The sequence below is a fragment of the Catenulispora sp. MAP12-49 genome, assembly GCF_041262705.1.
GTDB lineage: Bacteria > Actinomycetota > Actinomycetes > Streptomycetales > Catenulisporaceae > Catenulispora.
In genome coordinates this window covers 639513-653392 of sequence record NZ_JBGCCP010000002.1, presented here as the reverse complement: position 1 = coordinate 653392, position 13880 = coordinate 639513, and the positions used below count along the sequence as shown (strand labels likewise).

Below are 13880 nucleotides of genomic sequence, written 5' to 3'. Positions count from 1 at the left end.
GTACGTTATCGACGACTGCGGGGCCGCCGCGAATCCGACGTGGATCCGGCCGATTGCGGTATGCGCTCGGCCGGATCCACGTTCTTATACCGCTTTGCCGTGTCAGGCCTTCACGGTGCCGTCGTGGTCCGCGCCGTCTTCGGACTCGTCCCGCGCCGACTCCGGCAACGGCTCCGGTTCGCGATCGCGGTCACGATCGCGGTCATGGTCACGGTCGCGATCGCGATCGCGGTCGCGATCGCGCTCCTCCGAGGCGACCGGGCCGCGGTCTCCACCGTCGCGCACGCGGCGGGTGCGCCGCACGCTCCGGACGCCGTCGCGCCGGGCCTGAGCGCGCAGCCGAAACTCGTGGCGGAGCCCGGCGAGCAGCACGAACAGGCCGAACATGGCGGCCGCGCCGACGACCGCTCCCCAGAAGAACAGTTGACCGGAGGAGCCGTGGAAATCGTGCCCGAAGGCGTGGAAGCCACCGGGCAGCTGATGGCTCGCGCCGCGGTTGTCGAGTACGGCGACGGCGCCCACGACACCGGCGCCGATCAGGATGATGAGGCCGAGAATGAGCAGCATGCTGACTTCCTTGGTCGGCCGACCCGAAGGGCCGGATATGGACGGGGTCCCGCGCATACCCAGCAATCCCTCTTCCACGCGATCGACCGTGGTCGGGTTTCAGGCGGCGGCCCGCCGGAAGGGCCATGCCAGCACGGCGTGGAAGCGGCGCGGATCCGGGAAGGAGCCGGGGTCGTCCAGGCCGTAGGCGTTCGGAATGCGGCGCGGCTCGTAGCGGAACGTGCCGAAGACGAGGTCCCAGATCGCGACCACCGAGCCGTAGTTGCCGCGTTCGTGCGCCGCGTGGTGGTAGCGGTGGGTCTCGGCGCCGATGAGGACGTAGTTCAGCTTGCCGACGCGCAGGTCGCTGTTCACGTGGCTGACCGTCTGCTGCAGGCCGAGGACGGCGATCGCGATGAAGGCCGCGTCGGGGGAGATCCCGGTGGTCTTGAAGACGATCAGCGAGATCACGAAGCGGGACACCAACAGATCGAACGGGTGGAACACCTGGTGCATCAAGACGTAGAGCTGGGACGGCGAGTGGTGCAGCCCGTGGACGCGCCAGAGCCGGGAGACCGTGTGGGCGGCGCGGTGGTACCCGTACCAGAGCAGGTCCAGGGCGACCAGCGCGAACACGGCCTGCGCGAGCAGGGGCGTCCGGGCCAGGGGGCCGAAGCCGTCGTGGGGCATGGTCGCCGCCGCGACCAGGGACACGCCAGCGGTGGCCAGCTGCTCGACGACGACGGCCAGCCCGATGAACGGCAGGTCGCGGCCGACGAAGCTCGCCCTGGTCATGGACCAGCGGTCGAGCAGGGGGTTGACGCGCTCAACGGTGAACACGATGGCGATGGTCACCGCGGTCAGCACGCCGATGACGGCGTCGCGGTCCAGATTCCAGCGCAGAGCGGACCACAGGGCGACGGCCGTGACGAGCGCGAGCGCGGGATAGGTACCGTAGGTGAGCAGGGGCCTTGTCGGCCTGTCGAGTTCCATGCCGCAATCCTCGGTTCCGGGGGAGGAGGGATACCGCTCCATGGACGCAGTCCACTTGTCCTCACCCGCAGATCCGGTCGCCGGCCATCTCGCCCGGTTCGCCGCGCTCCACGGCGCGCCGGTCTCATCTCCGGAGGCGACGTGGGAGGCGCTGCGCGCGGCCGGCCTGGACCGGCCCGGCCTGGCGTTCGCGGCGTGGGCCGAGGTCACCGTGCTCGGCGGGCTGGTCGGCCCGATCGCCGTCAACAGCCCCGACATCGGCGCGCTGCTCGACGACCTGGAACGCTTCCACCCGATGTTCGGCCGGGAACAGATCCTCCTGGCGCGGCGGCCGCACGAAGTGTCCCTGTCCTTGCGCGCGCCGAGTGGCCTGCCCGCGGACCCCGACACGGTTGAGGCGTGTTTCGCGCTGCTGTGCAGGATCGTCTGCTCCATCGCGGGCGGTGAGGCCAGACCGTCCCGCGTGGCGCTGCGCCGGGCCCGGCCGGACGACGTCGGCGACTACGACAGGGCCTTCGCCCGACAGGTCGCGTTCGGCCAGCCCGCCGATGTCTGCGTCTTCACGAGCGAGTCGTTGCGCACCCTCATCCCGGATGCCGACGCCGTCGTGCGTTCGATGCTTCGTCCCTACGCCGAACGCCGCATCGCCCACCAGCAGGTGCCTTGGGCGACGGCCGTCACCCGGGTGATCCAGGACGCTTCAGCGCCGAGCCTCGTGGCGGCCGCCCGCGCCCTGGCCGTCAGCCCCCGCACCCTCCAGGCCAGGCTCGCGCAGGAGGGCACATCGTTCGCCGCGCTGGTCGACGGCCTCCGGCGGGAACGCGCGCTGGCGCTCCTGTCCCAGCCGGACCTGGCGGTCACCGCGATCGCGGCCCGGCTCGGTTTCTCGACGCCGTCGGCGCTTACTCGCGCCTTCCGGCGGTGGACCGGTATGGCGCCGTCGGACTATCGGCGCGAGGCAGGGGTGCACGGCACGTCCGGCGGCTGATCCCCGGCCGGCGTGCCGGGACGCGGCTCGCTCGCACCAGGCTCGCCGGACTCACCAGGGTCACCGGGCTCACCAGGGTCACCGGGCTCACCAGGGTCACCAGGGTCCGGTGATGGGTCCGGCCGCTGCCGTGACCGGCGGGCTGTTGCGGTCGACGTTCCGGGTGACCCGGTCGATGAGGTCCAGGGCGTGGGCCAGGTCGCCTCGCTCGGCCTCGTCCAGCGTCTCGCCGAGGGCTTCGGCGAGTACTGCGACACGGTGTCGGCGGTCTGTGTCGATGGCGGCTTTTCCGGAGGCGGTCAGGGTGAGGACCTTCTTGCGGGCGTCGGCCGGATCGGTCTGGGCGGTCAGGAATCCCGCTTCGGTCAGTTCTTTGACGGTCGCCGCCATCGTCTGATGGCGCACCTGGCGGCCGGTGGCCAGCTCGGCCGTGGTCATGGGGCCCCGCAGGTCGAGCAGGTCCAGCACCGCCGCCGGGACCGGGGCCAGCCGGTCGGCCGCCCGCGTGCCGCGGACCAGGGCCGCGACCGCGCTGCGCAGACGGGCGGCGAGGTCCTCGACGGAGGGGGCCGGCCGGGCCGGGGGCGTGTCGGTCATGGCGTCAGGCTACCAGATCTACAGGGTGTACTGTACAGAAAGCACTGTACAGATTGCCCTGTACATCGACCCGGGAGGAATCGGCCATGCAGCTGACCAAACACGCCCACGCCTGCGTCTCGCTGACCGGCGAGGCCGGACGCGTCGTCATCGACCCCGGGACGTTCACCCCGGACGCCGCCGACGCGATCGCCGCGGCCGAAGCGGTGTTGATCACCCACGAGCACTTCGACCATTTCGACGAGGCGCTGCTCGCCCGGGCCCTGGAGGCCCGCCCCGAGCTGCGGGTCTACGGCCCGGCCGGGGTCGTGGACCGCTGGCGGGACCGCCGCGGACAGGTCACGGCGGTGGCCGCCGGGGACCGGCTGACCGTCGCGGGCTTCGACGTCGCGGTCTTCGGCGACCTGCACGCCTCGATCCACCGTCACATCCCCCGCGTCGCGAACGTCGGCTACCTCGTCGACGAGCGCCTCTACCACCCCGGCGACGCCTACCACGTCCCGGACGCGCCGGTGGACACGCTGCTGCTGCCCACCAGCGGGCCGTGGACCAAGGTCGGCGAGGCGGCGGACTACGTGGACGAGGTCGGGCCCCGGCAGCTGATCCAGGTCCACGAGATCATGCTCAGCCCGGTCGGGCAGCAGTCGATGGCCCGGTTCCTGAGCCCTGAGATGTTGACGCAGACCCCGCTGACGATCGTTCCCGTCGGTGACGTGATCGAGGTCTGAGACAGTCATTCTTCTGGCGACCGGGCCCGCGGCTATGACAGGATTCTGTTAAAGCTGGTCGGGGGGTTGGACACGGGGGAGGGGCTTTACCGATGGTGCGTCCGTCTGGGTGGGACATTCTGGGTTTGGATGGGGATCCGACTCCGGGTGTGGTGGAGTCGGTTCAGGCGTTGGCGAAGGAGTTCGGGGACTTCGCGCATGACGTCGAGGCGGCGTACCACAATCTGAATTCGTTCGGGTCTGACACGGCTGCGATGAAGTGGATCGGTCAGACCGCCGATGCGTTCAAGAATCAGTACGGTCCGCTGCCGGGGCGGCTTCAGAAGCTGTACACGTCCTACAGCGAAGCCTCCGATGCGCTGTCGGCGTATGCGCCGCTGCTTCAGGCGGCGCAGACCAAAGCCGACACAGCCCTGCGTCAGGCGCAGGACGCGCATGCCGATCTGCAACGTGCCACCAGCACCGCCAACAACGCGGCGACAGATCTGAAGACGGCGCAGCAGAACCAGGCCGCCAACCCCAATCAGCAGGCTGTCACCGACGCGCAAACAGCGCACGACACCGCGCAGACCAACCTGAACAACGCCAAGGCCAAGATGGCCGCTCTGACCAAGCAGGCCAACGACGCCTACAACGACCGCATCACCGCGGCCAAGACCTGCGGCAGTGCCCTGCACAAGGCCCAAGGCGACGGTATCCACAACAAGTCCTGGTGGGATCACGTCGCCGAGGACCTGTCCGACTGGGGCGGGGAGATCGCCAAGGTCGCCGGTGAGTTGGCGCCGATCTTGATGGTGGTCGCCTTGGCGACGTCGTGGATTCCCGGTGTGGACGTCGTCACCGCTGCTTTGGCGGAGGCCGACAACCTGGTGGCGCTCGCCGGCACCGCCATGGCCACCATCGGTGATGCCATGCAGGGCCACTGGGGCGACGCGCTGCTCGGCGTCGGCATGCTGGGTCTGGCCGCGATCGGCGCCGGTGGCGAGGGCGAGGCCCTGGAAGGCGAGGCCGGAGCCCTGGAGGGCGAGGCCGAGGGTGCCGAGAGTGCCGTCGGCGACGAGGCACGCACCGCCGAGGGAAACTCCACCGCGGTGTGCAAGAGCGACCCCATCGACGTGGTCTCCGGCTGGATGCTGACCGATGCCACGGACCTGGAATTGCCGGGTGCGTTGCCGGTCGTGTTGCGCCGGGCCTACAGCTCCGGCTACTCGGCGGGCCGCCTGTTCGGCCCCGGCTGGTCTTCGACGCTGGACCAGCGGCTCTCGATCAACGCCGCGGGCATCCACGTCGTCGGGGATGACGCCCAGCGGCTCGACTACCCGGCGCCGACCGGTGACCGGGAAGTGCTGCCGTCGCGCGGGGGCGACCATCGGCTGGTCTGGGATCGCGAGACCGACGAGATCCGCGTCACCGACTGGAAGTCCGGACAAGTCCGCCACTTCGCGGTCGTGCACTACCAGAGCGAGCTCGGCCAGATCCGCGATCTGACGGCGATCACGGATCGCAACGGCAACCGGATCTCGATCGAACGCGATGCCCAGGGCACACCGGTCGCCGTCGTGCATCCCGGCTACCGCGTCGGGGTCGACACCGTCGTGACCGAAGCCGGTCCCCGCGTCAGCGCGATACGCCTCGCCGACGGTGACTCGGCCGGCGCCGTCGTCAAGCAGTTCCACTACGACCAGCGTGGACGCCTCCGCGAGGTGGTGAACTCCGCGGGCGCGCCGTTCTGCTACGAATGGGACGAGAACGACCGGATCCAGGCGTGGACGGACCGGACCGGTTTCCGCTACGGATACGTCTATGACGGCCTCGGCCGTGTGATCCATGGCGAGAGCGAGTTCCTCGCAGGCTCCTTCGCCTACGACCCGGAGAACCGCACCACCGTCCACACCGACTCGCTCGGCAACGCGACCACGTTCCGGTACGACGAGCACGGGCATGTGTGTTCCGAGACCGACCCGCTGGGCCGGACCACGTCCTTCGAAGTCGACCGTGAGGGCCGCGTTCTGTCGCGGTCCGACGCGCTCGGCGCGGTCGTGGTCTTCGACCGCGACGAGGCCGGAGACATCCGCCGGGTCGTCGACCCGACCGGGGCGGTCACCGCCCTGGAGTACAACGGGTTCCACCAACTCCTCTCCGTCACCGAGCCGGACGGCGCGACGTGGCGCCGTGAGTACGACGCGCGCGGCAACCTGGTGCTGCTGACCGACCCCGCCGGGGCCGCGACGCGGCTCGAATACTCCGCCGTCGGCGCCCTGGCGGCGGTCACCGACCCGCTCGGCGCCACGACCCGTTTCACCGCGGACGCCGCGGGCCTGGTGGTGGCGCAGGTCGATCCGCTGGGCAACACGACGCACGCGGTCCGGGATGCGGCGGGCCGGGTCGTGGCGGTGGTCGACGCGTTGGGGGCGACCAGCACCATCGAGTGGAGCCTCGACGGCCGTCCGGTGTCCCGCACCGACGCCAACGGGTCGGTCGTGCGGTGGCGGCATGATGTCTCGGGGCGGTTGACGGAGATCATCGATCCGGCCGGTGCCAGCACCCGATTCGAGCCCGGGCCCATGGGAACGCTGGCAGCCCGCACCGGACCGGACGGGGTGCGGCGCTCGTTCACCTACGACAGTGAACTGAAGCTCCTCGCGGTCGCCAACCCGGACGGCGCGTCCTGGTCCTACAGCTACGACCAGGCCGGGCAGCTGGTGGCCGAGACCGACTTCACCGGTCGGCGTCTGGAGTACGCGTACGACGTGGCGGGCCGCCTGATCGCGCGGACGACCGGAACGGGGCAGGAGATCCTCATGGATCGCGACCTCGCCGGCCGCGTGGTCGCCCGCCACACTCCCGAGGGCGAATACCGGTATTCCTATGATCCGATGGGTCGCCTGGTTCAGGCCTGCGGACCGGGCACTTCACTGACGTACGAACGCGACCCGCTCGGGCAGGTACTCGCCGAGACCGTCGACGGTCGCACCACGCGCTATGCCTATGACGCCGCCGGCCGCCGGACCGGCCGGATCACGGCCTCGGGCGCGGAATCGGCGTGGAGCTACGACGCTGCCGGGCGCTCGGTCGCCTTGGCCGCCGGCGGCGGGCTCCTGGAAACGGTCTTCGACGCCACCGGTCGGCCGACCCAGCGGGATTTCGGTGGCGGGGGCCGGCTCACGAGGCAGTACGACCAGGGCGGGCGGCGCGTGGCCGAGGGCCTGGGGCTGTCGGGGGACGCAGGGGACGTGGGGAACGCGGCTCTGAGCCGTACTTGGAACTGGAGTCTGGGCAACTTCCCGGAGGCAGTCAGCGACAGCCTGCGGGGAGATCGTCGCTTCGTCTCGGACACCTCCGGCCGCGTCACCTCGGTGACAGCGCACGGATGGACGGAAACCTATGCCTACGACGCCTATGGAAACCTCGCGACGGCCGGCGGCGCCGACGGGGTTGCCGCCGATGCTGACCCAGAGGTGCGAGACGTCTCCAGCCGCACCCTGATCAGGCAGTCCGGTCGCACGCACTACGAGTACGACTCCGCCGCCCGGCTCGTGCGTACCGTCCGCCGCACGCTCGACGGTCGTCGCAAGACGTGGACGTACACCTGGGACTCCCAGGACCGGCTCGTGCAGACCACGACGCCGGACCGGGGGACCTGGAGCTACGAGTACGACGCCGTGGGACGTCGCACGGGGAAATACCGTGTCACCGACGAGGGCACCGCCGCGGACCGCGTGCAGTTCACTTGGGACGGTCCCCGGCTCGCCGAGCAGATGACGGATGCTGGCGACGGCGTCGTCGTCATGACGTGGGACTACGATCCCGGCACGTTCCGACCCGCCGCGCAGCGCCGCAGGCGTCGCGGCGCCGGGGGCGACGCGGACCAGGGCCACTTCGACGAGGCGTTCCACGCGATCGTCACCGACCTGATCGGCACCCCCACCGAACTGGTCACGCCCGAGGGCCGCATCGCCTGGCACGCCACCGCGAGCCTCTGGGGGCGTACCGACGTCACGCACGTCGATCCCGAGGTGGACTGCCCGCTTCGCTTCCCCGGCCAGTACCACGATGACGAGACCGGCCTGCACTACAACCTGTACCGCTACTACAACCCCGAGACCGCCGCCTACCTGACTCCCGACCAGCTGGGCCTGGCTCCGTCACCCAACGACCACGCCTACGTCCCCAACCCCCTCACCCACCTGGACCCCCTCGGCCTGTGCGCCGAGACGGTCGGCGACGGTGACGGGTACAGCGGCGACGAGCGGTATCGCGTCGGTGTGGCCCAGGACGGCGTCGAGCGGACGCTCGACAATTCCCTCGACAAGAACACGTATCTCAGAGACGTCGCGCAGAAGTACGGAATCAACCTGCGAGGGTCGGGACAGGATATCGACGTCGTCTTCGACCCGGATCTCGCGCCGGGTCTGCAAGGCGTCACCCGCGCAGTGGACGGCGGTAGAGTCATCAACATCGGTCCCGCCGGGATCGTGGACGACACGACGGCGGCCAACACCATCGCCCACGAACTCAGCCATGCCAGATATTTCCTCCGCAACGGCTCATTCGAAGGCGAAGTCCACGGCGGGATCGATTCGATGGGGGACGGGACACCCTACGGATCAGGCAACGCATTGCAAGACTGGATAGAGGGAAATCGATGACCAAGGCGGCGGACTGGCACGAGGTCGACCGCGACCACCACTCGGCCTTCCAGCGTGTCTTCAACGCCCATCCAGGGGTGTCCGACGTGGCGGCGGACTGTCCGGTGTGCTCGCACGCCACACTTCATCGGTTCTACCTGGTGGAGATGGAGCGCCCCAAAGTCATTCTCGGAGAAACATATAAGGGGCCCGGTCGGCTATGGCAGTGGTGCTCCACCTGTAAGAGCTTCGGGTACTACCCGGACGGGTGGGTACCTGAATGGTGGACGTCGCCCTACGAAGTGGACAAAGAATCGCTGCGATACGATCCCGGGCCGATTGAGGAAGCGAGATCGAACGCGGCTGGGAAGTGATATCTTCACGCCGCCGGCGCGTCGCTTTGCCGAGGCCGCCACGGTATGACCGCTGACGTACGCCGCTGATAGGCGGCGTACTCCGGGTACCGCGAGAGGCTGATGCTCTCGGTGAAGCGGGTCGAGCCGACGAACAGTGCGGTCAGCAGCACGGCGCCGAGCACCGTCCACGGCACCGCGCGCGCGGCGGCGACGGCGAAGCCTGCGATGACCCACCACTGCGCCTGCTCGAAGAAGAAGTTCGGTTTACCGACCGCGTGAGCGTTCGCATCGTGTCTGAGCTGCGCGACAACGTCGCGAGGACGAAACGCGGCAAGACGGCTTCACGCCGGGCGCCGAGTCGTCACAGCCCGGCCTGACCGAGCATGTGGTGCATCGTCGCGACGGGAAGCGTCGGGTTCGCGGCCGCCCCGGAGACCACCGCGGACTCGTTGGCTTCGAGGAGCGTGATCAGCCGGTCGGCGGGGATACTCGGGTTGGTCGCTGCCCGGCGTCGTACGTAGTCGGCGTCGTCGGCCAGCAGACCCTCGATCGTCTCGGCGGGCAGTCCGGGGTGTGCCGCGGCAACGACCCGGTCGTGAGGGTCGTCGGAGCGGGCCAGGGCGGTGGCGGCGTCGGCGGGGAAGTTCTTGTGGGCGAGCATGTCCCAGCGGCTGTAGCTCTTCCAGTCGGCGGCGATCTGCGCCAGCAGCCAGCCGGGGGCATTCGGCTGGCGCTCGCATACGAACAGCCGCACCGCGAAGCTCTCGTCGGCGGCGAGGATCTCCACGGCTTCGTCCGACAGGTCGGTGCGCATGGTCAGCGTTTTGCGGAGGACCTGGTGACGACTTCGTGCGAAGGCGAGCTGGTCGGGTTCGGACAGGTCTTCGGTCAGCAGCCAGTCGACGATGTTGCCGCTGCTGCGGTCGTCGTACTCAACTGAAATCGACTCCCGCAGCGCCGGGTTGAGGCCCCGGCGGGCGACGATGGCTGCCCGGACCTGGTTGTCGGGGTCGTGTGCCAGGGCCGCGACGTGCTCGGGGGTCAATGTCGGATTGGCCGCCACCGCCGCGCGCAGACGCGGGTCGGCCAGGAAGCGGTCGGTCAGCTCGGCGTCCAGGTCTGCGGTCTCGGCGATCTGCCGCAGCAGACCGTCGCTGTTCGCGATGTCCTCCGAGGAGTCGATGTCCGTGAGCATGGCGCGGGCGGCAGCGGCAGGCAGCGGGCCGTCGAATCGCAGTAAGAGCATCTGGCGGCCGAAGCCACCGGTGGCCCGCGAAAGCAGTTCCTCGATCCGGGCGGTCGGTGCCGAGTTCCACTCTGCGGCGGCGATGGCGGCCGTGCGCGGGTCCTCATCGTCGAGCATCCGCGTCCGGATGTCGTCGGGTAGGTGGCGGTTCCAGGCCAGGGCCCGGCGAACCTTCGGCTCGGGGTCTCGGGCCAACAGTGCGAACACCTCGTGGGACAAGGGTCCTGGGAAGTGACGCCCGTGGACGCCGACGGTGGTGAAGTACTCCGCTCCTTCCGCCAGCCGGCCGCGCACCCGTGCGTCGGCGTCTTGGGCGAGGCGAAGCTGGACTTCGGTTGGGAGGTTCGGGTTCGCGGCCAGCTCTGACCGCACGTTCGCATCCTCGTCGCCGGCCAGGACCGCCGAGGCTTGCGCGGGCAGGTCGCGGCGCCGGGCGAGTTCGATTCGATCGATGTTCGCCGTTGCGAGACGAGCCAGAACCTCCGGCGGTGCGGCGGGGTTGCCAGCCAGGCCGCGCAGCAGCGCCGCCAGACTCTGCTGCGTGATGACCGGGCGTTCAAAGGATGCGGGCACCGACCTATGGTGTCAGGCCGCCCGCTGGTTCGAACATGATCGGCCGAGTCGCAATCCGGTTGGGCTCATGCCTGCTGCGCGACTTCGAGTAGCTGGACTTCAAGGTCCGCGACGCGCTTCTCGGCGAAACGTAGATTGGTTCGAGCTCCCTCCAGCCTTTCTCGGAGAGCGCGGTGCTCCCGTGTGAGCTCGCCGAGTTGCCGTTTCAGTGTCGTGTTCTCGGTCGCCAGCCGCTGGATGGATTCGCCATCGACCGTTTGGCTGGTGTCGCGGAGCTGGCCCATCAGCTCGCCGATGCGGCGGCGCTGGACCTGGATCTCTGCCTGGGTGCGCTTCAGTGCATCCTCGGCGTTGAGCGCGCGCTCACGCCAGCCAGACTCGATGCGGTCGCTCTCTTGCTCGGCGGAGCGCTCACGCCGGGCTGCAGCGACTTTCGTCGCTGCCTGGACGAGATTGCGAGCCTCCGCGTTCTCGTATAGGAACGTCGACGAGACGCCTGCGCGGTGTGCGACAGAGCGCACGGTGACGCGTCCCTGCTCCCTCACCAACTGACTGATCGCCTTCTCTACCTGCGTCAGCATGATCTGAGTACGGCCGCGTCGGGCAGCGATCGCGGCCTCGGTCCGTGAGCTGTCAGGCCCCATATTCGGCCTCCGCTTCGAGTTCAACGTCATGGCGTGCGAGGTCCTGAGCTCGGAATGCCAAGCTCCAGGCCCTTCCGAAGTAGTCCTGTGGCCGACGCAGGTCCAGCGCCAGTGCTTCTTCAAGCAGCCCAAGTCCGCCCAATGCCTTCTCCAAACCCTCGATCGCGCGGGCGGTCGGCTCGAAGACGGAGTGCAGGTAGTCGGCCGTCGGCCCGTCCGGTGCTCGTTCGGCGAGCATGCGCCACTGCTCGCGCTTGCGATGCCAGTAGATGAGGTCTGCGCCGGACATCACGAACTTGTCACAGTTGTGGCAGTCCATGTTCCAGGGGCACGCGTTCCCGTTGACCACGGGCTGGAATGTGCAGAATCCGCCTTCGGCCGGGGTGCTGCGCCTCGTGAGGTCGATCGCGAGGGCCTCGGCTTGCTCCCTGGTCATCGGATCACTGCTGGAGAGCACGATGCCGGGCTGGGCCGCGCCTGGGCCAGCGACCCAGACGGCGTTCAGAGCGTCCTCCAGCCTCGGGTCGGTGTTGGCGATATGGACGTAGTGCTCTGTCATCCGCTCGGAAACATGTCCGAGGTAGCGCTTGATGTGGACGAGATCGGCGCCGGCGCGCAGAAGGTTGGTGGCCAGCGTGTGGCGGGCCTGATGGGGCACGAACTTCCCGATGTCGAGGATGTCGATCCATTTGCCAAACGACACGCCGAACCAACTGTTCGTGACGCTCCGTCGTCCGTCGGGATTGGCACGTCGGCTGGGAAATAGGGCAAGGACGGCGCGTTCCTGGTGGGTCGGCGGACGGCCGTGACCTTGGACGAATCGCGCAGTTGTCGTCGCCTGACGGAGCTCGATCCGCTCATAGAGCCACTCTGGGATCCGGATGGCCTGGTCGAGCTTGCCGACCTTGGTCTGGTCGTGCCAGAACATCGGCAGGTTGCGCATGCGAGAGATACAGTCCAGGCGGAGGCCGGATACCTCGCCGCTGCGCCGTCCGGTGATGATGAGGATCTCCCAGATGTCGCGTAGCCCGCGGTCGTCAACATCCAGTGCTTCCAGACGGGCCAGATTCGACGAGTCACCCAGAGCCTGAGCGACCTCGTCGGGAAAAGGTCGTCGGCGACCGGGTTTGACGGTGGCCAGCGGGATGGCGCAGACGAACTCACGCCCCAAGCCGATCCGGTCGGCCTGTCCGGTGTCCAAGGTCGCCCGCAACACGTGGCGGGCGCCCGAGAATGTCCGCATCACCATGTACTTGGTGACGGTAGCTGGTTGTGGTGTCGAGCGGGTCTGGTGGATGCCGAGCGACCGCAGGCCGTGCTCCGCGCGGTGGCGCTGGTCTGCGACGAAGTCGACGGCATGCTTCTTGGCCAGCTGAGACGGGTCGTGGCCGCCGCCGGGGGCGTGTGCTTCCAGGAAGGCGCTGAGTTCGATGCACGCCTGTCGCGGGACGGTGAGGGTGCTGATTCCTCGTGGTGGGTTCGTGGTCAGGCGTTCGTCGATCCAGTCCCACAGCAGATCCCGCAGCCAGCGTTGCGTAACGCCGGACATGTCGATGAACGAGCCCCGGCCGGCGATGCGGACGCCGTAGTGCGCGGTGTCGATGTAGCCCGCGTCCTTGGTGTCGTCTCGTGAGATGTAGATCTGCCGTAGCTGCTTGGTCATCTCCCTGGCCGGAGGGCGAATGGTCGTTCGCAGTTTCGGCACATCCAGGTCAAGCAGCGAGTTGACGTCCTGCTCCCGACAGGCGTCGGCGAGGTGCTGGATCCAGGGAACCGGCCAGAGGCGGACCTCGGAGGACAACTGTGCCACCCGAAACATTGCCCACTTGATCTCGGCCTTCACCAGTGGCCGCAACCCGAGCAGGGACAACTGGCCGTTCATCCTCGCCGCGGGACGGCTGTCAGAGCACCAACGGCGGAACGCCTGCTCGTCGTCGTACTGCACCAGAACGGCCAGCCCGCGCTGCAGCATCGCGGGCGTCCACCCCACCGGGAGCCTCGCCCCGCCAGGAACTCCTTCGCGCTGGTAGCGGTAGACATGGCGACGGCACAGCCGCAGCGGCGTATCGGCGAGGACGGGGCATGTCGCGACCTGGCAGGTTCCGAATCCGGGAAACGGCTTCTGAGTCACGACCCAGGAACTGAGGTCCGACTCCCGCCCGGCCTGCCGACGTGCCTTTCGCCAGCTCGCGAGCCGCTGGGCGTGCAGGTAGCAGAGGCCGTCGCTTCCAGTGGCTGGGATCTCCGGGCAGATCGAGCAAGGGACGACCGTCGGATTGGATCTCGCAGGCAGCGGCTGAGCGTCCTCCTTGAACTCCACGATGTTGCCGCCGCCGCGACGCCAGGCCAGCCACTCGACGTCGTGTCCGGAGCAGAAGTCTCTGTTCTCGCTCTGGGCCCGTCCACATCCTGCGACCTGACAGTGCCAGCCGTAGAACGGGTGGTCTCCGGGGACGTTGATGACGTCATGTCGATACAGCGGGTCAAAGGACGGCGCGGCGATCAGGGCGTGCATGATCTCCAGCCTGTCGGACGCCGTACGTGTCGGCTCGTGCGCGTCCACGAGCTTCAAAGCCGGCGC

10 protein-coding genes and 1 pseudogene are annotated in these 13880 nt (G+C 68.8%); 4 read left to right on the top strand and 7 right to left on the bottom strand.

The window, feature by feature from the left end; genetic code table 11:
* Positions 1-102 precede the first annotated feature (102 nt).
* Both ABIA35_RS06895 and ABIA35_RS06890 read right to left on the bottom strand, forming a co-directional pair.
* On the bottom strand, positions 103-567 hold the full coding sequence (locus ABIA35_RS06895; protein WP_370357335.1) for a hypothetical protein: 465 nt from the start codon (positions 565-567) through the stop codon (positions 103-105).
* A 99-nt stretch (positions 568-666) separates the two neighbouring features.
* Positions 667-1539, bottom strand: coding sequence for a sterol desaturase family protein (locus tag ABIA35_RS06890; protein WP_370357334.1), 873 nt, complete (start codon positions 1537-1539; stop codon positions 667-669).
* Between the two features lie 40 nt (positions 1540-1579).
* On the opposite strand from ABIA35_RS06890, the gene ABIA35_RS06885 reads away from it, so the two are divergent.
* Positions 1580-2527 (top strand): helix-turn-helix domain-containing protein, encoded by a 948-nt coding sequence (locus ABIA35_RS06885; RefSeq protein ID WP_370357333.1) that lies wholly within the window; start codon positions 1580-1582, stop codon positions 2525-2527.
* Positions 2528-2623: 96 nt separating this feature from the next.
* Here the strand turns inward: ABIA35_RS06885 and ABIA35_RS06880 are convergent, their stop codons facing one another.
* Positions 2624-3124 (bottom strand): MarR family winged helix-turn-helix transcriptional regulator, encoded by a 501-nt coding sequence (locus tag ABIA35_RS06880; protein ID WP_370357332.1) that lies wholly within the window; start codon positions 3122-3124, stop codon positions 2624-2626.
* Positions 3125-3210: 86 nt separating this feature from the next.
* Between ABIA35_RS06880 and ABIA35_RS06875 the strand changes: the two genes are divergently transcribed.
* The 3 genes from ABIA35_RS06875 (at position 3211) to ABIA35_RS06865 (ending at position 8854) form a co-directional block, all read left to right on the top strand.
* Entirely contained in the window at positions 3211-3852 is a 642-nt protein-coding gene (locus tag ABIA35_RS06875; RefSeq protein WP_370357331.1) for an MBL fold metallo-hydrolase, read from the top strand.
* Between the two features lie 149 nt (positions 3853-4001).
* A complete protein-coding gene (locus ABIA35_RS06870) occupies positions 4002-8501 on the top strand; it encodes a DUF6531 domain-containing protein (RefSeq protein ID WP_370357330.1) in 4500 nt (1499 codons plus the stop codon).
* On the top strand, positions 8498-8854 hold the full coding sequence (locus ABIA35_RS06865) for a hypothetical protein (RefSeq protein WP_370357329.1): 357 nt from the start codon (positions 8498-8500) through the stop codon (positions 8852-8854). Before ABIA35_RS06870 ends, ABIA35_RS06865 begins: the two co-directional genes overlap by 4 nt.
* A gap of 5 nt (positions 8855-8859) precedes the next feature.
* On the opposite strand, the pseudogene ABIA35_RS06860 reads toward ABIA35_RS06865, so the two are convergent.
* From ABIA35_RS06860 to ABIA35_RS06845, 4 genes and pseudogenes are all read right to left on the bottom strand, one after another.
* Positions 8860-9099 (bottom strand): annotated as a pseudogene (locus ABIA35_RS06860) (DUF1295 domain-containing protein); the annotation flags it as partial.
* A gap of 98 nt (positions 9100-9197) precedes the next feature.
* Positions 9198-10655, bottom strand: a complete 1458-nt coding sequence (locus tag ABIA35_RS06855; protein ID WP_370357328.1) for a hypothetical protein — start codon at positions 10653-10655, stop codon at positions 9198-9200.
* 65 nt (positions 10656-10720) lie between these two features.
* Complete coding sequence (locus ABIA35_RS06850; protein WP_370357327.1) at positions 10721-11299, bottom strand: DUF6262 family protein; 579 nt, start codon at positions 11297-11299, stop codon at positions 10721-10723.
* Positions 11289-13814, bottom strand: coding sequence for a tyrosine-type recombinase/integrase (locus tag ABIA35_RS06845; RefSeq protein ID WP_370357326.1), 2526 nt, complete (start codon positions 13812-13814; stop codon positions 11289-11291). The genes ABIA35_RS06850 and ABIA35_RS06845 overlap by 11 nt, the downstream gene beginning before the upstream one ends.
* Positions 13815-13880 lie beyond the last annotated feature (66 nt).